Annotated in this window: 23 protein-coding genes and 1 pseudogene; 8 read left to right on the plus strand and 16 right to left on the minus strand. The window is 46.0% G+C overall.

Going from position 1 to position 22,122, the window contains the following annotated elements:
- Positions 1 to 152 precede the first annotated feature (152 nt).
- Entirely contained in the window at positions 153 to 812 is a 660-nt protein-coding gene (locus BBI11_RS10530) for a potassium channel family protein (RefSeq protein WP_068463067.1), read from the minus strand.
- Positions 813 to 881: 69 nt separating this feature from the next.
- Entirely contained in the window at positions 882 to 1,166 is a 285-nt protein-coding gene (locus BBI11_RS10535) for a hypothetical protein (protein ID WP_237150259.1), read from the minus strand.
- A 368-nt stretch (positions 1,167 to 1,534) separates the two neighbouring features.
- On the opposite strand from BBI11_RS10535, the gene BBI11_RS10540 reads away from it, so the two are divergent.
- The 6 genes from BBI11_RS10540 (at position 1,535) to BBI11_RS10565 (ending at position 7,174) form a co-directional block, all read left to right on the plus strand.
- Entirely contained in the window at positions 1,535 to 2,074 is a 540-nt protein-coding gene (locus BBI11_RS10540; RefSeq protein ID WP_068463071.1) for a helix-turn-helix domain-containing protein, read from the plus strand.
- A 15-nt stretch (positions 2,075 to 2,089) separates the two neighbouring features.
- The gene (locus BBI11_RS10545) at positions 2,090 to 3,193 is read left to right on the plus strand and encodes an ABC transporter ATP-binding protein (RefSeq protein WP_068463073.1); all 1,104 of its coding nucleotides are present in this window, start codon (positions 2,090 to 2,092) and stop codon (positions 3,191 to 3,193) included.
- Positions 3,186 to 4,010 (plus strand): ABC transporter permease, encoded by an 825-nt coding sequence (locus tag BBI11_RS10550; protein ID WP_068463074.1) that lies wholly within the window; start codon positions 3,186 to 3,188, stop codon positions 4,008 to 4,010. The genes BBI11_RS10545 and BBI11_RS10550 overlap by 8 nt, the downstream gene beginning before the upstream one ends.
- The gene (locus BBI11_RS10555) at positions 3,994 to 4,800 is read left to right on the plus strand and encodes an ABC transporter permease (protein WP_068463076.1); all 807 of its coding nucleotides are present in this window, start codon (positions 3,994 to 3,996) and stop codon (positions 4,798 to 4,800) included. Before BBI11_RS10550 ends, BBI11_RS10555 begins: the two co-directional genes overlap by 17 nt.
- The gene (locus BBI11_RS10560) at positions 4,797 to 5,873 is read left to right on the plus strand and encodes an ABC transporter substrate-binding protein (protein ID WP_068463078.1); all 1,077 of its coding nucleotides are present in this window, start codon (positions 4,797 to 4,799) and stop codon (positions 5,871 to 5,873) included. The genes BBI11_RS10555 and BBI11_RS10560 overlap by 4 nt, the downstream gene beginning before the upstream one ends.
- Before the next feature lie 107 nt (positions 5,874 to 5,980).
- A complete protein-coding gene (locus BBI11_RS10565) occupies positions 5,981 to 7,174 on the plus strand; it encodes an MFS transporter (protein ID WP_068463080.1) in 1,194 nt (397 codons plus the stop codon).
- A gap of 44 nt (positions 7,175 to 7,218) precedes the next feature.
- On the opposite strand, the gene BBI11_RS10570 is transcribed toward BBI11_RS10565, so the two are convergent.
- The 6 genes and pseudogenes from BBI11_RS10570 to fadH form a co-directional block, all read right to left on the minus strand.
- Complete coding sequence (locus BBI11_RS10570; RefSeq protein WP_068463082.1) at positions 7,219 to 8,334, minus strand: N-acetyldiaminopimelate deacetylase; 1,116 nt, start codon at positions 8,332 to 8,334, stop codon at positions 7,219 to 7,221.
- Positions 8,335 to 8,344: 10 nt separating this feature from the next.
- Complete coding sequence (gene dapD, locus BBI11_RS10575) at positions 8,345 to 9,058, minus strand: 2,3,4,5-tetrahydropyridine-2,6-dicarboxylate N-acetyltransferase (protein WP_068463084.1); 714 nt, start codon at positions 9,056 to 9,058, stop codon at positions 8,345 to 8,347.
- Between the two features lie 66 nt (positions 9,059 to 9,124).
- Positions 9,125 to 10,000 (minus strand): transcriptional regulator CcpC, encoded by an 876-nt coding sequence (locus BBI11_RS10580; protein ID WP_068463086.1) that lies wholly within the window; start codon positions 9,998 to 10,000, stop codon positions 9,125 to 9,127.
- Positions 9,990 to 11,467, minus strand: a pseudogene (locus BBI11_RS10585) (MDR family MFS transporter). Before BBI11_RS10585 ends, BBI11_RS10580 begins: the two are co-directional and overlap by 11 nt.
- Positions 11,468 to 11,533: 66 nt before the next feature.
- Positions 11,534 to 11,977 carry a cyclic-di-AMP-binding protein CbpB gene (cbpB, locus tag BBI11_RS10590; RefSeq protein ID WP_068463087.1) on the minus strand — a complete coding sequence of 148 codons (444 nt, stop codon included), beginning with the start codon at positions 11,975 to 11,977 and terminating at the stop codon, positions 11,534 to 11,536.
- 97 nt (positions 11,978 to 12,074) lie between these two features.
- Positions 12,075 to 12,842, minus strand: coding sequence for a 2,4-dienoyl-CoA reductase (gene fadH / locus BBI11_RS10595; RefSeq protein WP_068463088.1), 768 nt, complete (start codon positions 12,840 to 12,842; stop codon positions 12,075 to 12,077).
- 126 nt (positions 12,843 to 12,968) lie between these two features.
- Here fadH and BBI11_RS10600 point away from each other — a divergent pair, with 126 nt between their 5' ends.
- Positions 12,969 to 13,430 carry a YkyB family protein gene (locus BBI11_RS10600; protein ID WP_068463090.1) on the plus strand — a complete coding sequence of 154 codons (462 nt, stop codon included), beginning with the start codon at positions 12,969 to 12,971 and terminating at the stop codon, positions 13,428 to 13,430.
- Positions 13,431 to 13,466: 36 nt separating this feature from the next.
- Here BBI11_RS10600 and BBI11_RS10605 read toward each other — a convergent pair whose 3' ends face one another.
- Both BBI11_RS10605 and BBI11_RS10610 read right to left on the minus strand, forming a co-directional pair.
- Complete coding sequence (locus BBI11_RS10605) at positions 13,467 to 14,336, minus strand: NAD(P)-dependent oxidoreductase (RefSeq protein ID WP_068463092.1); 870 nt, start codon at positions 14,334 to 14,336, stop codon at positions 13,467 to 13,469.
- A gap of 233 nt (positions 14,337 to 14,569) precedes the next feature.
- Positions 14,570 to 14,758, minus strand: coding sequence for a hypothetical protein (locus tag BBI11_RS10610; RefSeq protein WP_068463097.1), 189 nt, complete (start codon positions 14,756 to 14,758; stop codon positions 14,570 to 14,572).
- Positions 14,759 to 14,895: 137 nt separating this feature from the next.
- On the opposite strand from BBI11_RS10610, the gene BBI11_RS10615 reads away from it, so the two are divergent.
- A complete protein-coding gene (locus tag BBI11_RS10615) occupies positions 14,896 to 15,510 on the plus strand; it encodes a CPBP family intramembrane glutamic endopeptidase (protein ID WP_068463099.1) in 615 nt (204 codons plus the stop codon).
- 53 nt (positions 15,511 to 15,563) lie between these two features.
- On the opposite strand, the gene BBI11_RS10620 is transcribed toward BBI11_RS10615, so the two are convergent.
- From BBI11_RS10620 to BBI11_RS10645, 6 genes are all read right to left on the minus strand, one after another.
- Complete coding sequence (locus tag BBI11_RS10620; protein WP_068463101.1) at positions 15,564 to 16,007, minus strand: MarR family winged helix-turn-helix transcriptional regulator; 444 nt, start codon at positions 16,005 to 16,007, stop codon at positions 15,564 to 15,566.
- Positions 16,008 to 16,088: 81 nt separating this feature from the next.
- Positions 16,089 to 17,438, minus strand: coding sequence for a TrkH family potassium uptake protein (locus tag BBI11_RS10625; protein WP_068463103.1), 1,350 nt, complete (start codon positions 17,436 to 17,438; stop codon positions 16,089 to 16,091).
- Positions 17,439 to 17,731: 293 nt separating this feature from the next.
- Entirely contained in the window at positions 17,732 to 19,057 is a 1,326-nt protein-coding gene (locus BBI11_RS16370; protein ID WP_068463105.1) for an anti-sigma-I factor RsgI family protein, read from the minus strand.
- Positions 19,057 to 19,800: an RNA polymerase sigma-I factor gene (gene sigI, locus BBI11_RS10635; protein WP_083389059.1), complete on the minus strand. Its 744-nt coding sequence runs from the start codon at positions 19,798 to 19,800 to the stop codon at positions 19,057 to 19,059. The genes BBI11_RS16370 and sigI overlap by 1 nt, the downstream gene beginning before the upstream one ends.
- 183 nt (positions 19,801 to 19,983) lie before the next feature.
- Positions 19,984 to 20,742, minus strand: coding sequence for a TerC family protein (locus tag BBI11_RS10640; protein ID WP_068463107.1), 759 nt, complete (start codon positions 20,740 to 20,742; stop codon positions 19,984 to 19,986).
- 215 nt (positions 20,743 to 20,957) lie between these two features.
- Positions 20,958 to 22,037, minus strand: a complete 1,080-nt coding sequence (locus BBI11_RS10645) for an SDR family oxidoreductase (protein ID WP_068463108.1) — start codon at positions 22,035 to 22,037, stop codon at positions 20,958 to 20,960.
- Positions 22,038 to 22,122 lie beyond the last annotated feature (85 nt).

Below are 22,122 nucleotides of genomic sequence, written 5' to 3' on the forward strand. Positions count from 1 at the left end.
GCGGGTTTGAGAGACCCCGCAGGGAGCGAAGCGAACGAGGAGGCTCGATTCCCGCCCCACGGAAAGCGAGCAATAAGCTTCGGAGAATACGGTCTTCTGAGTTCACTAAAGCAAAAAAAGAAGCCCTCAGCGGCTTCTTTTTTTCACTCTATTTAGTTCATGACTTTCTTTTCGAAACGATTAATGTCGGCATCAGATCCGATGATGATGAGGACATCCTCCCGTTCGATTTCCATATCCGCTGGTGGAGACACAATGATGTCATCCCCTCTTTTAATGGCAACAATATTGATTCCGTATTTGGCGCGAATATCCAACTCGATCAATGTGTACCCGGAGAGTTTTTCGTTAGCTTTGATTTCCATGATCGAATGCTCATCGGATAACTCCAAATAATCGAGCACGTTATTCGATAAAATGCTGTGGGCAATTCGGATGCCCATGTCGCGCTCTGGGTGTACGACTTTGTCCGCCCCAATTTTATGCAATACTTTGGCATGGTAATCGTTTTGAGCTTTCACCGTAATTTTTTTCACGCCGATTTCTTTCAACATGAGTGTCGTCAGAATACTGGCTTGAATGTTTTCACCAATTGCGACGATGACCTGTTCAAAATTCCGGACCCCGAGGGATTTCAACACCGATTCGTCTGTTGTATCGGCAACGACCGCTTGTGTGGCAATCGAGGCGAATTCGTCCACCCGCTCATGGTCTTTATCGATGGCCATTACGTCTGCGCCTTGTTCGATCAATTCACGGACGATGCTTCCGCCAAAACGCCCTAAGCCTATTACCACGAATTCCTTTTTCATGTCTATCCCCCATCTTCTTGTTTATTCTTCTTCATCATAGCCTTCTTTTGCCCATAAAAAAACCCCCGCTTATTTGCGGGGATCGAGTGGACGGTTCGGGCGATTCTCGCAGTATTCGCAGCTGATATCGCTGCAGCGTTCTTCGCGCCATTCGTTGCAGCTTGCGCAATAGCTAGCGTCGAACTCGTTATCGAATGTTAATGGGTCCATACATGTGTGGCAAAACGTATGAACGTCCATCCAGTTAATGAATTTTTTGTCGGCTAGTAAGTAAAGTCCTTTTTCTTCTTGTTTATAATTCATGATGGATGGTTTTTGCGCTACCCGGTTTTTTGGGTCGAGAAAAAAATTCATCTTTCCGTTCAAGTTGATCACTCCCGTAGTTGGTTGGACTTTAATGTCCCTGTCATCTGTCAGTTTTACACAATAGAAACTTCTATATCAGTCTTTGTAGACTTTTTGGCTTTTGCACTTTCTCTATAATAGTAATTGCCTTAACTGATTGCAATAGATTCGGATTCATTTCCTAAAGTTTTTTTCCCTTGAATTTCGGCAACAGTTTTGTATAATGAATAAATACTTTAACTAAACTAAAAGTATATTTTAACTAAACTACATTTCTTCGTACTCGCATTTGCAGGCGTCTTTGCCTGACAGGGCTTTTGCTGTCCATTACTAGTTCCCTTTATATTGTACCATTACTAAAGAATCGAGGAGACTTTATGCAAATCGGCAAAAAAATCAAGAATTTACGGCTTAAAAACGGCTTGACCCAGGAAGAGCTCGGGACACGGACAGACTTGAGCAAGGGCTTCATTTCACAGCTCGAACGCGATATGAACTCCCCTTCTATCGAAACTTTGTTTTCTCTTCTTGAAGTTCTTGGAACAACACCAAAAGAATTTTTCACTGATGCTGAGGAAGCAAAACTCGTCTTTAAAGAGGAAGATCACACAGTTCATATCGACCGAGAAGCGCGCTATGAGATCGATTGGCTTGTGCCAACATCTAATAAGAAGGAAATGGAACCAGTATACCTGACCCTGGAACCATCGGGAAAATTTAAAACTTTCGAGCCCTCGGCATCTGAAACTTTCGTTTATGTGTTGCAAGGTGAAGTCCGCCTCGATATTGGCAGCCGTTCCTACACCGCACAAGCCGGCGATTCTATTTACTATAGCGCTGACCATGAACACCAATTAGCTAATTACTCAACAAGACGTGCAGAAATGATCATCGTTGCAACGAAATCTTATTTATAACCCAGGAGGGATAGTATGACGGAACAAGCAATCATCCGCTTCGACAATGTGGTCCAATCTTTTGAAGGGGTGGGCAATGTATTAAACAATATCAGTTTTGAAATGGAAAAAGGGAAATTCTACACTTTGCTCGGTCCTTCAGGCTGCGGCAAGACGACCATCTTGCGCTTGATTGCCGGATTCAACCAGCCGACTAGCGGCGATATTTACATCAAAGGCAAAAAAGTCAATAAGATTCCAGCAAACGAGCGTCAAGTGAACACGGTGTTTCAGGATTACGCTCTATTTCCCCATTTAAATGTCTTTGAAAATGTGGCATTTGGTTTGCGCATCCAGAAGATCAAGAAATCCGAAGTCGAGCGCCGCGTAAAAGAAGCGTTAGCATTTGTCAATTTAAGCGGATATGAACAGCGCGAAATCCACGAAATGTCCGGCGGCCAGCGCCAGCGCGTGGCTATTGCACGGGCGATCATCAATGACCCGGAAGTGATCCTGCTGGATGAGCCGCTATCTGCGCTCGATTTAAAGCTGCGGACTGAAATGCAATATGAATTACGCGAGCTTCAGCAGCGGCTCGGCAAAACCTTCGTCTTTGTTACGCATGACCAGGAAGAAGCACTGGCCATGTCCGACGAAATCTTTGTCATGAATGCTGGAGAAATCCAACAAAGCGGCACCCCGATGGATATTTACGATGAACCAATCAACCGCTTTGTCGCTGACTTCATCGGAGAATCGAATATTGCTGAAGGAATTATGGTCTCCGACTACCGTGTACGTTTTGCGAATAAGGAATTCGAATGCGTCGATCAAGGCCTGTCCCCGAACGAGCAAGTGGAAATTGTCATCCGTCCGGAAGATCTGGAAATCACTAGCCCTGAAACCGGAAAGATGGCCGTGCATGTCGACAGCCAATTGTTCCGCGGCGTCCACTTTGAAATTTCGACATACGATGAAACGGGCAATGAGTGGCTCGTACATTCGACTAAACGCGTGGATGTCGGCTCCCAAATCGGCCTTGATTTCGACCCGGAAGCGATCCACGTCATGCGCTTGAACGAATCGGAAGAAGCGTTCGATGCGCGACTCGAATCATACGGAGCCGTTCCCCATGACTAATCGCTCATCACGCCCATGGTATTTGGCCCCTTATTATATATGGATTGCGTTATTTGTCATTGCGCCGATTGCGCTCGTCGTCTATTTTTCATTTTTGGATTTGGCCGGCGATTTCACCTTGGAAAACTACGCGAACTTTTTCTCATCGACGTATTTCCGAATGACGCTCAGTTCTTTCTGGTATGCGTTTCTCATCACCTTGATCTCGGTGTTAATCGCCTACCCGACAGCATACTGGCTGACAAAAACCAAGCATAAGCAATTATGGCTCTTGTTGATCATCATTCCTTCGTGGATCAACCTCTTGCTGAAAGCTTATGCCTTCATCGGCATTTTTGGGCTGTACGGGCCCGCCAACCAATTGATCCAATTTTTCGGCTCTGGGCCGCTGCAGATCCTCTTTACCGACTTCAGCTTTATTTTTGTTGCCGTTTATATTTTCATCCCGTTTATGGTATTGCCGATTTTCAACTCGCTCGATAAAATCAATCCAGCGCTCATCGACGCATCGCGCGATCTTGGGGCCTCTCAATGGACCACTTTCCGCCGCGTCATTTTCCCGCTGGCCATCAACGGTGTGAAATCCGGCGTCCAAGCCGTTTTTATTCCAGCCTTGTCATTATTCGTGATTACACGGCTGATCGCCGGCAATAAAGTGATCACACTTGGCACAGCCATCGAACAGCAATTCCTGGTGACCCAAAACTGGGGAATGGGTTCGACAATTGCCGTATTCTTGATCCTGTTTATGATCATCATCATGTTGCTCACTGGCCCGAAAGAGAAAGGAGGGGCTTTAAATGGCAAAGCTAAGTAAACTCGCTAAAATTTATTTGGCATTGGTCTTTTTCATTCTCTATGCCCCGATCTTTTATTTAATTTTCTATTCATTTAATAGTGGTGGGACGATGACAGGCTTCGAAGATTTCACCTGGGAGCATTATGCAGCAGTCTTTAACGACACACGCTTGCTCATCATAGTCTTAAACACGGTCATCGTTGCGTTATTGTCCGCGCTCATTTCGACAGCAATCGGTGTACTCGGCGCCATCGGCATTGTGTTCCTGCGCAACCGGAAAATGCGCAACGCCGTATTGTCCTTAAACACCGTGCTGATTGTCAGCCCGGATGTCATTATCGGAGCATCGTTTTTAATCCTCTTTACAATGGTCGGCGTCAAGTTAGGCTTCGCGTCCGTTCTGGTATCCCATATCGCTTTTAGCATTCCGATTGTCGTCATTATGGTGCTGCCGAAACTGCAAGAAATGAGTTCGAGCTTGATCGATGCTGCGACGGACCTCGGCGCATCACAACGCGATATTTTGACGCGTGTCATCATTCCTTATATCAAACCTGGCATATTTGCTGGTTTTTTCCTGGCCTTAACCTATTCACTCGATGATTTTGCCGTCACGTTCTTCGTTACCGGCAATGGCTTCGCCACCTTATCCGTCGAAATCTATTCAATGGCCCGTGCCGGCATTACACTGACCATTAATGCGCTGTCTGCTTTAATTTTTGTTGTCACGCTCGGTCTTGTCCTCGGGTACTATTTCTTTAATCAACGCTCCGCTGCGAACGCTGGAACAGGAGGGACACGCCCATGAAAGGCATCGTCAGAGCAAGCGCAGCTATTGTCATCATATCCGCCATTCTGTTCTACGCTGTTCACCTGTTAGAGAGCAGCACAGCAACAAGTGGAAGTGGGTCGATCTCAGTCTATAACTGGGGAGAATATATTGACACTGACCTGATCGATCAATTCGAAGAAGAAACGGGCATTCAAGTCATCTACGAAACATTTGATTCGAATGAATCGATGATGACGAAAATCGAACAAGGCGGCACCTCATATGATGTCGCTATGCCCTCGGAATACGCGATCGAAAAAATGAAAGAAAACGACTTGCTGTTGCCGATCGATCACAGCAAGATCCCGAATCTCGAAAACATCGATCCGTATTTCTTAGATCTGCCATTCGACCCCGGCAACGAATATTCCATTCCTTATTTCTGGGGCACCGTCGGCATTGCTTATAATCCGACCCTCCTTGAAGGACAGACTTTTGAGAGCTGGGATGACCTGTGGAATCCGACACTCGAACAGGAAGTAATTTTAGTCGATAGCGCACGTGAAGTGATCGGCATGGGCTTAAACAGTTTAGGCTATTCATTGAACTCGACCGACCTTGGCGAATTGCGAGAAGCTACCGATAAATTGAAAACGCTCGGGCCGAACGTCAAGGCAATCATCGGTGACGAAATCGTCGAAATGATGCGCCGCGAAGAAGCAGCTGTTGCTGTCACGTGGTCCGGTCAAGCGGCCGATATGATGTGGATCAACGAAGACATCGATTATGCTGTTCCCCAAGAAGGCTCTAATCTTTGGTTCGATAATATGATCATTCCGTCGACGGCCGGCAATGTTGACGGCGCACATCAATTTATTAATTTTATGCTGGATGCTGAAGTGGCTGCGCAAAACGCAGATTATGTTGGCTATTCCTCTCCGAATGCAGCAGCACTCAAATTGATGGATCCTGAAGTGACAGAAGACGAACGTTTTTATCCGACTGAGGAGATGAGAGATCGCCTCGAGGTCTATGAAAACCTGGGTCTTGAAATGCTTGGCGTTTACAATGAACTGTTTTTGGAATTTAAGATGGATATGGAAAAATGACAGGCAGAACTTCTGCCTGTTTTTTTCTTTGTAAATAAGGTATAGTATATAAGTTCAACACACCAAAATTTAGCCACACGAAATAATAACGAGAGAAGGTTAGGCTCATGGCCGTCAAATCAACTAAATTCGCCTTATACATTCTCATGTTCAATATGTTCATCGCCATGAGTGGAATTGGCCTTATTATCCCGATCATGCCAGCTTACCTAGAAACATTCGGTGTTGCGGGCCAGGCACTTGGCACCTTGATCGCGACTTTCGCTTTTGCGCAATTTCTTTTTTCTCCAATTTCAGGGGAGTTATCCGATAAATACGGACGCAAGAACTTGATCATTTTCGGTTTGGTCGTCTTCGGCTTGTCGCAGCTGCTATTTGGTATGGCAACTGAATTGTGGGTCCTCTACCTCGCCCGTTTCTTCAGCGGGGTCGGCGGTGCGTTTTTGATTCCGCCAATGATGGCATTTGTCGCCGACATCACCACCTATGAGGAACGCGGAAAAGGAATGGGATTACTCGGAGCTTCGATGTCACTCGGCTTCATGATTGGGCCCGGCATCGGCGGTTTCTTGTCTGAAGTCAGCCTGCAATTTCCTTTCTATGTCGCGACCTCTGTCGCTTTACTATCGGCTTTGCTGTCCTTTTTCGCCTTGCCGAATGTCAAACCGGCTGTACAAGCGGTTGGCTATAAACGCGAAAATCTATATCAGCAGATGAAACGCTCTGTCTATACTCCGTATTTCGTCATGCTGCTCGTCATGTTCATCTTCGCGTTTGGCTTGTCGAATTTCCAATCGACCATTGCCCTATACGTCGATAAGCAATTCCAATTCACGCCGAAGGAAATTTCAGTCGTCATCACAGTCGGCGGTTTTGTTGGCGTCATTGTCCAAACATTTGTTATTGACAGCTTGTTCAAGCGATTTGGTGAGATGCGCGTCATCCTTGTCAATCTGCTCATTTCTGCTGCTGCAATGATCGGTATTCTATTCGTCAATACCTTCTGGACCATCCTGCTCGTAGCCGCTATCTTTTTCACAGCAGCCTCCCTCTTACGCCCTGCAATCAACACACTCATTTCAAAACTGGCAGGAGATTCACAAGGATTTGCAGCTGGCATGAACAATGCGTATATGAGCCTCGGCAATATGATTGGGCCGGCACTCGCCGGGATTCTTTTTGATATCGATATGAGTTTCCCCTATATCACCGGAACGTTCATCCTGCTCGTTTGCTTCTTTATCGCTTGGAGCTGGTCATCTCAAAAGAAAGAATTGCTGCAGGAAAGCCGCAGCAACTAAATCATCCAAACAAAAAGCGAGATGCCGCAATGGCATCTCGCTTTTTATCGTTTCTTGAAATAGTCGTAGAGGAATGTTGGCATATATGCCAGGATGCCTTCATCTGGGATCAATTTGGCATGGTGAAGGCCGTAATCCGAGCCAACCCCTGCCCAAAACATCAAAGATGGCAAACGTTCAGTAAAATAACCGAAATCTTCTCCTGTCATGGCCGCTTTACTACGAATAGCTTGAATGCCTGGAGCATCTTGTGCGTAGCGTAAAAACGACTCCGCGAGCTGCTCATTATTGTCCACTTGACGGTAGTTTGCTCCGTAATCGATTGACACTTGGCATTCATAGCCCGTCTCAATTGATCTGCACAACGCTTCAATACGCTGTTTCACACTTTCCATCGACTCCGGCGTCAAAGTACGAATAGTCCCTTCTAAACGCGATCGTTCAGCAATGATATTCTGCACAGTGCCGGCTGACATTTTCCCAACTGTCACCACAGCCGAATCCATCGGGTCGACATTGCGGCTGACCACCGTTTGCAATTGCATGAGCAAAGCAGCTGCTGCCACCGCCATGTCGCGCGTCTGATGTGGGAAAGCGGCATGTCCGCCTTTGCCATGCAGGTCAATAAACAATTCCGAAGTATTGGCAAACAATAGCCCGGGTTTTGTCGCCACAGTGCCAAGGGGCAGTTCAGGCGCGATGTGTAAGGCGAAAAGTTCATCCGGCACCAAGTCGGGACGTTCCTGTTCAAGCCATGCTAGCAGCGGCTCAGCGCCGCCTGGTCCCTCTTCAGCCGGTTGGAACAAAATCACGGCATCGTTAGCGAGTGGATGCTCGATCAATTGCTCTAACAACCCAAGCGCAATCGCCATGTGAATGTCATGGCCACAGGCGTGCATATAACCCTCATGATGTGAAGCAAATGACAAACCCGTTTCTTCGCGTATCGGCAAGCCATCGATGTCCGTACGCCAGCCGATTGTTTTTTCAGGCGAGTGACCTTTTACTTTGGCCACAAGGCCCGTTCGCCATTCAACCAGCTCGAGACGATCGGGAGCCATTTGGGAGATGATCTTTTTTAAATAACTCTGCGTTTTGACTTCCTGAAACCCGATTTCCGGAATTTCATGCAGCGCTCTCCTGATTTGAATAAGATCCATAAATGGCCTCTTACAGCTGGCGGAGTTCTTGCTTGATTTCCGTTTTCGAACGGGTTTTTTCATCCATCAGCTTCAATACGCGTGCTGGTGTTCCTCCAACCACAGCATTCTCAGGAACATCTTCGATCACGACAGCCCCTGCAGCGACGACGGATCCTTTACCGATGCGGACGCCTTCCAAAACGACTGCGTTTGCGCCAATCATGACATCGTCCTCGACAATGACCGGTGTAGCGGATGCAGGCTCGATGACACCTGCAAGTACTGCGCCAGCTCCAATGTGGCAGTTTTTCCCGACTGTTGCGCGGCCACCCATGATGACACCCATGTCGATCATCGTACCATCACCGATCACGGATCCAATATTGATGACAGCGCCCATCATGATGATGCAATTGCTGCCAATCTCAACGTTTTCACGGATAAACGCACCGGGTTCGATGCGGGAATTAATATTTTTCAAGTCAAGCATCGGAATCGCTGAGTTTCTGCGATCGTTTTCCACTACGGAATCTTCGATGACTGAAGCATGCTGCTCAAGTGCTTTTTCCACTTCAGCCCATTCTCCGAATACTGTCGCGTGATTGCCTTCTCCGAATACTTTCGAGCCTTCGCCAAAGTTAAGCGCAGCTACGCCGTCACCTTTGACATATACTTTTACAGGCGTCGATTTCTTCGCATTTTGTATGTACGAAATAATTTGATTTGCATCCATTTGTTCCATTGATCAAAACCTCTTTCTCTCGTGTAATGGTGTTATTATATCTGATTCAGTATAATAATACATCCTTTAGCTTAACAGAGTGGCATGTTTTTTGACAATATCGACAAATGCCCCGACTTGCCGAAGCTGGAAAGACGATTCATAGCCAATCAGCCATGTGTCCCGGGTCAATTCAAGTTCCTGTTCGCTATTCGTCAGCGGCACCGTATGGACATCTTCTGCCCCTGTGAGGGTAATCGATGGCAAAATTGCATAGCCGATTCCATTGACGGCCATTTGCTTACACGTCTCGATCTGGTCGACCGTAATTTGGCGCTTCGGGTTGGAGGCGAAATGCTTTTGCCACCACTGTTGGATTTCCTCATAATAAGTGGAATCGCTTTTAAATTGGATAAACGGCCGCTCGGTCATCATCACTTCTTCGAGCGAACTGATTTCTTTGTCGACCAAATACAAAGTGTCTTTAAATAAATGAATCTTCGGGCCTTTCCAGTCGGTCTGGCCCCGAACGATGCCGATATGCGCTTCGCCGTCGTACAAAGCACGGACAATTTCAGAACTCCAGCCGGTGATCAATTGCACTTTCGCTTCAGGATACAGTGTAATAAAATCTTTCAATACTTTCGGAAGCCAGTTCTGCCCGATAATCGATGCGCAGGCAATTTTCAAGGTGCCATGCACTTTTTCACTTAAAGCATGCAGTTGTTCTACCATTTCTTCCCGCCGCACGACCGCTTCCTTTGCGTATTGGATGACTAATTCACCCGCAGGAGTGGGAGTTAAGCCTTTCTGGGAACGCACAAACAATTGTTGCCCCCACTCCTTTTCGATCGATTGCAATCGCTGTGATAAGGCTGGCTGCGACAGAAACAGCCGTTCTGCTGCTTTTCGCATATTGCCTTCTTCAGCCAGCACTTTGATAATCAGTTCTTCATTGGACATCCGGTTTCACTCCTTTCAATCCCTTCAAGCCGAAAATTAGCAAAACACTGATCAAGGCACAGAAAAATGCGATGCTGTAAACATTGCGCAGTCCAAAAGCCAATGCTTCTTGCAATACTTGCTTTTCTGCTTCAGGCAATTTGGCGCGACTATCTATGCTTAAAATAGCGTTGACCGACTCCAGCGACAGACGGCTCCCCACATCATTTAGCCGGTTTAGCAGCGAGCTATTTAATATGCTGCCGAGAAGCGCCACGCCAATCGTACTGCCAAGATTACGCATGAACATATTCGAAGCCGTAGCAGCCCCGCGCTTGTCGTAGGAAACAGCGGATTGGATGGAGACGATAAAAGCGGTACTCGTCAATCCCATGCCGACACCGACGAAAAAACTCGACATCCCTGCCCATAACGGCCCAAATCCAGGTTGCATGAAAACAAACAACGCGGTTCCAAACAGCAGGAACGCTCCTCCAAGCAGCGAAGTGCGGAAATAACCAATGCTGATCAATAGCCTGCCGGAAAAGACCGAAGCGATTGGCCAACCGATCGACATCGTCGTTAACGTGAAGCCGGCGATTGCGGCCGGCTGTTCCATGACGCCGGTCACATAAGCCGGCAAATAGCTGGATATGCCGATCAAAATAATTCCCGTTGCAAGTGAAACCAAATTCGCATAGCGGATCGCCCGGTTATGCCAAATTTCAAAAGGCATCATCGGATCATTCGACGCACGCTCTGCTTTGACGAACCAAAACAAGAACAAGGTGCCCATCACTGCAAGCCCATAAGAAGGAGCCGAGAGCCAATTGAAAGACACGCCCCCTTCAATCAGCAAATACAAGACACTGCTCAGGGCAAGCGTTAAAAACAAGGCGCCTTTATAATCGATTTTCGCCCGTTCCGTGCGCACTGGTTCTTTTAGATAAATCACGATGCCTAGCAGCGATAAGATCCCAAGCGGCAAGTTGACCCAAAACACATATTGCCAGCCAATCGTCGCCACCAAGACGCCTCCGATGGCAGGCCCCGCGATGGCTGAAATGCCCCATACGCTGGACAAATACCCTTGGATCTTTGCCCGTTCCTCTGCGGAATATATATCTCCCACAATAGTCGAGGCAATCGGCATGATGGCCCCTGCTCCCGCCCCTGGATAAAGCGAAAAGCGATCAATTGCTCCATCGAGTCCGCTAAACCGCAGAGTAATGACCCGAATAAAAACAACAGCATGCCGAAAGCAAAAATCGCTTTCCTGCCAACAAGATCCGCCAACTTGCCATATAATAACACCGTCACGGTACTCATCAATAAATAAGCAGAAAACACCCAGCTGTATTTTGAGAAGCCCCCGAGATCTGCAGCAATACTTGGCATGGCAGTCGAAACTATGGTCGCTTCAACTGCCGAGACGAACATCGCCAGCATGACTGCCAGTAAAATGAGTGGGCGTTTCGGTTGTTTCATGTTATTCCCTTCTTTCACAACCAGCAGAAAAAAAGGCCTCAATGGATGAGACCTTTTTCAGGGTGATTATCGTTTGAACTGGTATAGTTGTTTTTTTAATTGCTTTAAGACGATCCGTCTCGTTAAGATACCCATAAACATTCCATGGTCATCCACAACACACAGGAAATTCTGGTCAATCACTAAATCCAATGCTCTTTGAAAGCGGTCATTTAAATGGATCAGCGGCAAGTCAGTCTGCATGATCTCCTCGACTCGTATATTGCCTAGTTTCTCATATTCTATATGGTCCATTCCAAGAATGGCATCTGTGATGCGCTGGGCATTAATTAAGCCGTGAAACCGGTACTTCGCATCCAAAACCGGGATGGCTGAATAGCCGGTCTTCGTCAAAACCAATAAAGCATGCTCGGCACTATTGCCGATTTGGACATGTGCTACTTTTTCGGACGAGATGACAAATTCTTCAATCGGGGTTTCTAGAAAATCTTTGCTCGGTAATGAAATCATGTGCTCTACTCCTTTTGCATCGCATATGATGCTGAAACACTTCGATTACATCATAACATAATACGGTTCCCGAAACTATTTAATTGGGGATTTCGCCTTAAAAAGGAAACTTATTCAACCACTGTCCACCGTCTAAGGTCACGATTTCACCATTCATATAAGCTGCTTTTTCCGACATGATAAAAGCCGCCAGTTCTGCCACTTCTTCGGGTTTTCCAAGCCGTCCTAAAGGAACAGATTTCAAAGTCCGTTGCACCGCTTCTTGCGACTCAAACAATTTTTCCGCTCCTCCCGTCCGTTCGATTGGGCCAGGAGCAATTCCATTGACACGAATGCCGTATTGCGTACCCCATTCGACCGCAAGCGTTCGAGTCAGCGACATGACCCCGGCTTTTGCGGCGGCAGAGTGTGCAACGCCAGCGCCGGCATTCCAGGCATATGTTGCCAACATATTTAGTATATTCCCCTTTGTTCCATTTTCAATCCAATAATTCCCTACAGCATGAGAACAAAAAAACGTCCCGTTCAAGACGATATCAATGACAGAGCGCCAGCCATTTGGCGATAATTTCTCTGCATGGACGATGAAATTTCCGGCCGCGTTATTGACGAGGCCATCGATTCTCCCGAATTTTTCGTGAGCGAAACTGACCATCGCCTTAGCATGTTCGGGCTCACGGACATCCATCTGGAAAGCTTCCGCCTGTCCGCGTAGCGCTGATAATTTAGTCAAGGCCTCATTCAATTTTTCCATATCACGTCCCGTAATGATGACGTTTGCCCCTTCAGCAGCAAATTTTTCTGCCATGTGAAAGCCCATCCCACTAGAACCACCGGTTACAATTATTGTTTGCTCACTTAACATTTCAACATCCCCTTTTTTGAGTCTTATCTGCAGTTTTTTATCGAATTCGGTTTATGTACAGTGACTGAAAATTTTGATATGATAAGCAAAGATTAATTTATCCACTATTGCGAAAGGAATGAGTCCATGTCCCTGACGACGAAAGATTCGGAAATCGCTCAAGCTATCTTCACTGTTAACCGCCACGCTAAGACTGCTCCTGACAACCAATTTCTGTATGCATTAAAAAAACAATCTTTGAATCTGATGATTCAACAAAAACGAGCTCAAAAGCTTGGCCTGCACTTCAGCAAAAACCCCCGAAAAAGCCAACAACAATCATCTGTCCTCGTAAAATGCGGTAATTATTATTTTCACATGCTTCCCAAAAAGGAAGATTTCCATTCGCTCGAGCATTTTGGTGACTTGGACGAATCCTATCGCAATCCGCCAAGCCGTATGAACCTGAAGCATGCGAAAGAATTGCTTCAAAATTATACGGGGCTGAAGCCACAGGAAAAAAAGACTGCGCTCTCGGCTTTTTCCAAGCGCTATGAACCGAAAGAAACGAATCGTTTCTATACACCTAAAAAATCCTATTTCGATTGATCCACCGGCAAATGCATTTTGCCGGTTTTTTTTTGGTTATTTTTCCACAAAGTCAAAATGACGAATTAAGGCTTGTGTGCCGAAGTCACCATCTCCTCCACGTTCGAGCTCCTCATAGATGCCGAGCGATAACTTCAATCCTGGCAACTCCAAGCCCCATCGTTCAGATTCCTCTACCGCTATTTTCATGTCCTTGATGAAATGTTTGATATAAAATCCAGGTCGAAAATCGCCTTCTATCATTTTCGGAGCCAAGTTCGATAATGACCAAGATCCAGCAGCACCAGCTGAAATTGATCGCAGCACATTCTCCGGGTCCAATCCTGCTTTTTTTGCATAAATCAACGATTCGCAGACTCCTAACATATTATTTGCGATATTGATCTGGTTGCACATTTTTGTGTGTTGTCCAGAACCGGCCGGGCCTTGGAGAATGATGTTGCCTGCAAATAACCGAAACAGTGGAAGCAATTGCTTGAACACGTCTTCCTCGCCGCCGACCATAACGGACAGCACCGCGTTTTTTGCGCCGATATCCCCACCAGAAACTGGGGCATCCAGTGCATGCAAACCTTTAGCACGTGCTGCATCTGAAATTTCCTGAGCCAGTTTCGGCTGGGAAGTGGTCAAATCGACGAGCACCGTTCCTCTGCTAGCATTGGCTAATAAGCCGTTCTCGCCGAAGTAGATTTCTCTGACATCTTCCGGGTAACCGACCATCGTGAAAATCACTTCTGCATCTGTTGCCAGTTCCCGAGGCGTATCTTTCCATGATGCGCCTCGTTCCAAGAGATCGTCAGCTTTTTTTGCAGTTCTTGTAAATACAGAAAGCTCATGGCCTCCCTCCAGCAGATGGCGTCCAATGCTATTACCCATGACCCCTGTACCAATAAATCCAATTTTCATTTGATTGCCTCCTCTGTACTTCCATAATAGCAAAAATTATCAGTCTATTCACCCTTCTTTTTGGCATAAAAAAAAAGGCCGATCCATAAAGGTCCGGCCACAAAAGGGGGAAATGAGAATGTTGCTGTGTTCAAGTATACTATGCCCTCTCCAAACAAGGGCTAAACCTCTTTTCAAAAAAACTTCATCACTTTTTGTAAGACTTACGACGCAACGGCATTTTTGCTTAGATTTTATTTTGATGGTTCTATCGTATATTCGTATTGTGTTTTGCCGTGATGGAATGCGGTTCCACGAAAATGCTTGAAGTCTTCCCTTTCAGTTAAAATCTCACGGAATTTCAGGAATTCCTCTTTCGGGATGTCGAGTGTTTCGATCTCCCCCGTTTTTAATCGTTCTAGTTCATTCGCATAATCAGTCATGAAATGTTCCCCTTTCTTTTCGTTTTGTTAAAATGCTTCTGTTATAATACTATACGGACGAAACCTTACTCGTCCAGCTACATCACGCTTGACCCTACAATATGGGCAGCGTTGGTTGATTTTAGGAGGATTTTTTTATGTTTACTTTATTAAAGCGCCATACGCTGATTTGGCTGTTGCCGCTTTCGCTTTACTTGTACCACTTGGCTTTCGAAAACACCGCCATCTTCTGGTATATGCACACATTTGCGATTTTAGTCTTGATGTCGATCGCGCTTGTTCATTACTCTGTATTCGATGAATTAAAAACCTGGAAATCATTAATATATGGCCTTGTGTTCGGTACGATCATCTATGCCATTTTAGCGATTGGCTACCTGGTATTCGATGTCCTTCCACTGAATGTTGAAGGGCCTGTATCTGCTCTGCAAACCTTGTTTGCCCCGACTAGCATTTGGCATTACCTATTGCTGATGTTTGTTATCGTGCCTGGTGAAGAACTTTTCTGGCGCGGCTATATACAGCAGCAACTGAAAAAATATATGAAGCCGCCATTCGCTATCTTGGGCGCTTCGCTCTTATTCGGCATCGCCTTAGCTTTCAGCGGATTTTGGCCAAGCATCGTAGCGGGCGTTGTTGCCGGTGTATTGCTCGGCTTACTTTATGAATGGAAGCGCAGCATGCCGCTGCTCATCATCACTCATTTGGTGGTGCTCGTTCTCTTGTTCATCGTTCTTCCATTGCCACTGTAAAGCAACGCCCGGATAAAAATAGAAAAAGATCCTCCCAAGCGGAGGATCTTTTTTTAATAGGATAAGTCTTTGATCGACAAACCGATTTTTTTCATCAATTCGATGGCTTGTTCTTTTTCTTGAGTAGATAAAGCAGCCGTCAAGTCATGCAATTTTTGTTCGTGAGACGGGAAGATATCCGCCATAAATGCCTTTCCTTCTTCTGTAATTTCCGCATACGTAATGCGGCGATCGGTCGGGCAGTTGACGCGCGTAATAAAGCCGCGCTTTTCCAACTTATCGATAACATAAGTAATCGATCCGCTCGCTAGAAGGATTTTTCCGCCAATTTTTTGTAGCGGCTGGCGCCCTTTATGATAAAGCAACTCCAGCACTGCAAATTCTGTTGGATTGACGCCGTTTTCCTGAAAAAATTGGTTGGTTTGTTCCGAGATTGCTTTATGCGCACGGGACAACACGATAAACAGTTTCAATGACTGCTTAATGTCTTCATTCATTTTCGTTCACTCATTTCTGCTATAATCACTCGATTGCTTTAATTATATCCCTTTGCTGGCCGAATAGCACGCAAGGCCGACTTATCCAATGATGACACGCTCTTTCGGATAATGGAATTTTGTTGGATCTGTTTTTCCACCGATGGTAAACAAGAAGGAAATCAAGCCAACGCGGCCGATGAACATCAAAATCATGACGATCACTTTGCCGACTGAGGACAAGTCACTCGTCAGTCCCAGCGACATCCCGCACGTACCGAATGCTGAAGTGATTTCAAAGAGAATCTCTACGATCGATGCATTCGGTTCAGTGATGATCAACAGCATCGTCGCAACGATGACCATTGTCCCCGCAAGGAACAAAACTGCAAACGACCTAAACACATCAATCAACTCGATTTCACGGTTGAAAATTTGAATGGTATTCTTGCCTCTTGCAAAATTGATCAAAAACAAAATGGCGATTGCAAAAGTGGTCGTCCGGATACCGCCACCTGCTGAACTTGGCGAGGCCCCAATGAACATAAGCGCACTCATGAATACATTGGTCGCGTCGCTGAACTGGGTAATGTCGATGGTCACCAAGCCACCGGAGCGGGAAGAGACCGAATGGAACAACGCCCCAAAGAAGGTCTGATGCCACGACATTCCTTTAAATGCATTAACCGACTCCAAGATCAAGATGCCGATCGTTCCGACAACAAGCAGCATGCCGAAGATGCTCGTTGTAATTTTAGTGAACAATGAAAAGCGGAAGTTTTTGGTTTCATTCGACAAGAACTCTTTTAACTCGATCAATACAGGAAAGCCAATCGCCCCAAGAATGATTAATAACATATTGACGATTTGGACGAAATAATCATCGACATAGGGCTGCAAAGATGCACCTGTAATGTCAAATCCGCCATTGGTCGTTGCTGTGACCGATCCGAACACGCCGTGTAAAAGTGCTTCACCGAAGCTATAGAAGTATTGCGTGAAGTAGACAGTCAAAATGAGTGCACCAATCGCTTCGATCAACAAGAGAATCTTAACGATTTCGGTAATCAATTTGACGACGCCTGCCATGCTCGATTGGTTGTGGTCGACCATGATCAATTGGCGTTCTCTCAGCCCAATTCGCTTGCCGAGAAGAATCCAGAAAAATGTTCCGATCGACATGATGCCAATACCGCCGAACTGCAAGATGACCATCAAAACGATGATGCCAAACACGGATAAAGTCTGGGAGACATCAATGACGGTCAGGCCGGTAACGCTAACCGCGCTAACGGCGGTAAATAACGTATCGATGTAGGTCATGCTCACTCCAGGCTGCAGGACTCCCGGAAGCCGCAAAAGCAAAAAGGAAAAAGCAATCGCTACGAAATAATACGCTACGATTGCCTGTGCAGGTGTAAGATTTCGGACACGTTGAAATGATTTGTTCATAAGCGTAAAATTCCCTTCTGCAACTAACTCTCTTCCCATTCTATGTAAAGTACAGTGAAAAGAAAAGGGCTTTTTTGTAAAGCACCGCCTTCCTTGTAAATATTCCGCCGGAAACCGCCACTTTTGCTGTTTACTTTCCAAATGCCATAAAAAAAACGCTTTTTTCCCCTAGACATTGCCGCATGGTGCGGTGTTCGAGGAATAAGCGTTTTTTTAGATCAAACCGTCACCGGCTGTGCTACTCTTCGGCCAAATGGACAGCTGTTTTCACAAAAGGCATAACCTGTTTCTCCCTAGTCCTTCGGTTTTTTGGTCTTTTCCTTATCTGCCTTTGATGAATTGCTGTTAGTATTGCTATTTTCCTTGCTGTTGTTGCTGTTGTTATTGCTGTTGTTATTGCTGTTTTTGTTGCTGTTTTTGTTGCTGTTTTTGTTGTTTTTGTTGTTTCCGTTGTTGCTGTTGTCCTTCTCGTTGCTGTTGCTATTATTGCTATTGTCTTTGCCTTTGTTGAGTTTGTTTTCCTGGTCTTTCGGCTTGTCTGGAACTGGATTGCCTTTGCTTTGGCTGTCTTGTTTTGACTGTTCGGCTTTACTGTTACTAGAAGAAGCGGGCTCTTTTTTCGGCTTTGTTTTGGCTTTGGAATTCCCGGAATTATTGCCTTCTCCAGCATTTGAGCTTTTGGGTTTTACGGGTTCCGGTTTTTCTTGTTTTTTCGTCTCTTTTGGAGCCGCTGGTACTTTTACAGCAGGTTCTTTAACTTTGTTGTTGTCAGTGTTATCTGATGCCGGTTTAGACTGAGTGTCTGGTTTTTTGGGCTTTTCCTCTTTATTGCTATTTGTAGAAGCTGGTTCATTTTCCTTTTTAGCCTTGGGAGGTTCAGGTCGTTGAACTTTGGCAGGGGATTCCTGGTCTTCCGGTTCTTGTTTTACCTTGATGCCTTCATTTTGTGCAGGCTGCACGTCGTTTTCTTGGTTGCGCGGCGATGTAAAAGTCCGGTCTTTCTCTATCAGCCTGGCTACTGGCACTTGCTGCTCTTTCGCCTCACGCCATTGTTTTTTATTCGCTTTTTTCAAATGTATTTGTAATGCTTGATTGTTTCCCGTGAACAACGCCGCCAAAGCGATTTGTTCGACTTTGACCGTAGCATCCGTTCCATCACCTTCTTGTACTGTGGTAATGGTCACATGCTCAGTATCTTCGTCTACAGATAAACTGAGGACATTTTGCAATACCGCTTCAAATTCTTCATTTTCCCAATCCGCCAATTTGGCAATCAATTGTTTGCCATCTTCATTCAAGTCCCTCATTGAAATGACATGCCAATCGTCATTCACTCCCATTTCAATACCGGGATTGGATTCGACCTGCACATACCCATACGCTTCATCAGTAGGCAGCACCCATGTGGAAATAAACAAAAACAGCGCGGCAACGGATGCGATAAGCGGCATGGCGAATGGCTTGAAACGACGATTCGAAACCTTTACGGGTTCGAAATATGCCTCATCGCCCACGACCGTGTCAGCTGTTGGCTTGCCGGTTACAAAGCGTCCATCTGCGAGCATGTAGACAGAACGGTCTCCATCAAGTTCCATACATATGCCTTTTTGCATTTGCATTAGTTTAACCGCCCCTTTAAATAATCTTTTAAATAATGCAACTCGCTCATCATCAAGAGAGCCATTGCTATTATGTATTTCCGGTTTCGCTCAATGGTTTTCCTTGAGACCTGGACCAATGCCTCAATATCCTTGACCGGAAGTTTTTTCTTATCGAGCAAAAATTGCTTGTATTCATCTGTTTCCGCCACTAATTGCGCAATCTGGATGGCATTTCGCCTTGCGTCTTCATGCGCTGGAGAAACTTTGGCGATCATTTGGAAAGACAAATCGAACGTTGAGAGCATTTCTTCGAATTGCATGATTTCTTCACGCCGCTTAGCCGTCTGCTCCTGTTCTGAATAGAAAGCAGCCGATGCGCGGTCGCCGATAGGGTTGTGATGATCTTCATTCGGCAAAGCCATGAAATCATGGCTAAATTCCTGCCGCCTGCTCTCTTTCCGAATATGGTCGATCACTCTACGCCGGATGACCATATGGGCAAACGTTAAAAATGAAGCCTCATGTCCCGGACGGTATTGGCGAATCGCCTCATGAAAAGCCAGGAGGGCAATGCTGTATTCATCCTGATGATCGTCGATGAACCGTTTGCATACTTGTGCGGCGGTTTTTTTCACGAACGGGATATGTGAAGAAATCAATTGTTCTTCAGCGTCTTCATCGCCTTGTTGCGCGAGCTTAGCCAAAGTTTCAGCCGGCGTTTCTCGATAACCAAACAAACCGCCCAAAGCAGTCAATAGCATGCAACTCACCCCATTTCAAATCCATTTACTCTATTGTAGCTTTCAGTCTAAGAATTTAGAAGAACGAGGGGGCGTGCTGAGTATTACATTCGTGTGACAAGTCTCTCTTGTGTCCGTCATGTGAAAAATTGCAGAAAAATAACCTTGCAGAGCATTTACTCCGCAAGGTTATTTGTTAAGCGCCTACGCATTTTGTTGCTTGTTCTTTCTAAGGCCAGTTAATACGCCAACCAGAACAATGCCCAGTAATACTAGCCAGAATGTGATCGTCCACCCTGTTGAATGCGGGAAGTCATGCGGCAGGACGCCCAGTTTTTCGTGGGATAAAGTCAAAACGACCAATTTAATGCCTACCCAGCCGACCACTACAAATGCCGCAGTCTCAAGCTGAGGATACTTTTCCAATAGCCGGACGAATTTATGCGCAGCAAAACGCATGATGATTACGCCAATCAAGCCCCCCGCTAACATCACGCCAAACTGCCCTCCATTAATACCGCCGATGTCAAACTCTCCGAGATGCGGCAAAGTCACTGCCAGCGCTACGGCGGCGAGCATCGAGTCGATGGCAAAAGCAATATCGGCCACTTCCACCTTCAAGACCGTCATCCAAAAGCTTGATCCTTTTGTCGTTTCAGGCTCTATCGAATGCTCTTCACCTTGTCGTTGGTCGTATATATGTTTGGCTGAGATAAATAGCAAATATGCCGCGCCGATCGCCTGTATTTGCCATATATTCACTAATAAGGTGATCATGAACAAAGCGGCAAACCGAAAAACAAAGGCTCCTGCCAAACCGTAAAATAAGGCTTTCTTCTGCTGGCGCTTCGGCAAATGCTTGACCATGACAGCCATCACTACCGCATTATCAGCAGCGAGCAAACCTTCGAGCCCAATCAGCACAAGCAAGACCCATGCATATTCCAATAATAATGTATCCATACTTCTCCTCCTATTTTTCCCCGACAAAAAAGACCCAAGCCTACAAAAGGCAAAGGTCTTGCTAAGCGTTATACTATGCGCTATCACAACCGATGGCCAAAAGCCACGTCTTGACGACTGTGAAATAGGTTTCCCTATAGCTACTCCCCTTTGTCGAGAGTCCGAATTATTTGTCTGTAGCTGTATTATAGCACTTGCCTATCCTATGTAAACTATTAGGCAATGGTCACATGATAAGTGCGGTCTTTTTTATGCTCGTTGTAAAAGGCTACCATAGCGGGAATGGTTTCGAGAAAATCTGCTGGCCGGATGCCACTTTCTTTTAATAAGGCAAGCGCATTTTGCGTATCGAAATGCGCTTGCCAGTCCATATAATCCAAAGTTTCCGCTTCGACTCCGAGATGTTTTCGAATGGCTGGCATCGACATCGAGAACTTTGCGAGATTCTTTGGAATTCTTCCTTTCGGATAGCGTCCGGTCATTTCAAAGACCATTGCCCGGTATACTTCTTCTACAGGATGGGGCTCGGGGTCAGTCAAGTGAACGGTTGCCGATTCCGCTTTTTTGAGTTGGCTCAAATAAATAGAGGCGTCAAGGATGTAATCGACAGGCACTACATTTATGGTGGTATTCGAATGCCCAATATACGGGATAGCCGGCAAATGCTTCATTCGGTCAATCATATTCAAGAAAAAATATGGGCCGTCGAATTTGGATGTTTCCCCGCTTACTGAGTGCCCCCTGACGATTCCCGGACGGATGATCGTAGTCGGCACTTGTGGTTTCAATTGCTCGACGAGGAGTTCTGCTTCATACTTCGTCTCTTCGTAATGGTTTTTGAATGCTTGGGGACGGATGAGTTCATCTTCGCGCAATATGCCTTCTCTGTTGCCTGCTACATAAGCGGTGCTGAAATACATATAACGCTCCAGCTTATTCAATGATTTGACTAAGTCGTTGATATTTTGTGTACCGAGAATATTGACTTTTTTCGCGATGTGTTCCGGCACTGCCAAATCGTAGATAGCCGCCAAATGCCAAAAGATGAGCTGTTGGTCTTCCAACCAGGATCTATCTTCCTCTGAAAGCGCCAAGCCCGCCATTGTGATGTCTCCCGGCAGTAAACGGATCGTTCCACAGCCTGTTTGCTGCCTAATTCGATCAGCCTGCTTTTGTGCTTTTTCCATCTCGCTAGGCAAAACGATTGCCGACAAGCTAAACCCTTTTTGTGCACACGACTCCATCAACCGCGTGGCGATAAATCCCGGGAAACCCGTAAAGACCATTCTATTCATCCAATCACACCCCTTTTCTGTATTTTACTAAAAAATGAAGGGGCAAGCATGAAATTTTCAGATGAAAAACCTGTGCAGAGCTCTC

This window comes from Planococcus maritimus, assembly GCF_001687625.2.
GTDB classification, from domain to species: Bacteria; Bacillota; Bacilli; order Bacillales_A; family Planococcaceae; genus Planococcus; species Planococcus maritimus.